This window comes from Streptomyces sp. BE20, from assembly GCF_036322525.1.
GTDB lineage: Bacteria > Actinomycetota > Actinomycetes > Streptomycetales > Streptomycetaceae > Kitasatospora.
In genome coordinates this window covers 1-479 of the sequence record NZ_JAQYWW010000537.1, presented here as the reverse complement: position 1 = coordinate 479, position 479 = coordinate 1, and the positions used below count along the sequence as shown (strand labels likewise).

Below are 479 nucleotides of genomic sequence, written 5' to 3'. Positions count from 1 at the left end.
CCCGGCACCTGCGCTACGAACGGACCTACTCCGGGCTCCCCGTCCTGGGCGGCGACCTCGTGGCGCACCAGGCCCCGAACGGAACCCTGCGCGGTGTCGACCGCGCGTCCGACGCACCCCTGACCGGCCTGAACACCTCACCCGCCCTGAACGCCGCACGGGCCCAGACCACCGCGCTCGACGCCCAGCCCGGCACGTCCGTCAACCGGCCGCCCCGGCTCGTGGTCTGGGCGGCCGACGGCGCCCCGCGCGTGGCCTGGGAGACCGTGATCGCCGGGACCACCGACGACGGCGGCCCGAGCAAGCTCCACGTGATCACCGACGCCACCGACGGCGAAGTGATCCGGACCTTCGAGGGCGTGCAGACCGGCACGGGCCACGGCGTCCACGTCGGCGAAGTCCCGATCGGCACCACCCCGACCGACTCCGGCTACCAGCTCAAGGACGGAACGCGCGGCGGCACCTACACCACCGACATG

The 479-nt window shown here is 74.1% G+C and carries 1 pseudogene; it reads left to right on the top strand.

Annotated features, from left to right (window positions below):
- Positions 1–479: pseudogene (locus tag PUR61_RS08715) on the top strand (M4 family metallopeptidase); the annotation flags it as partial.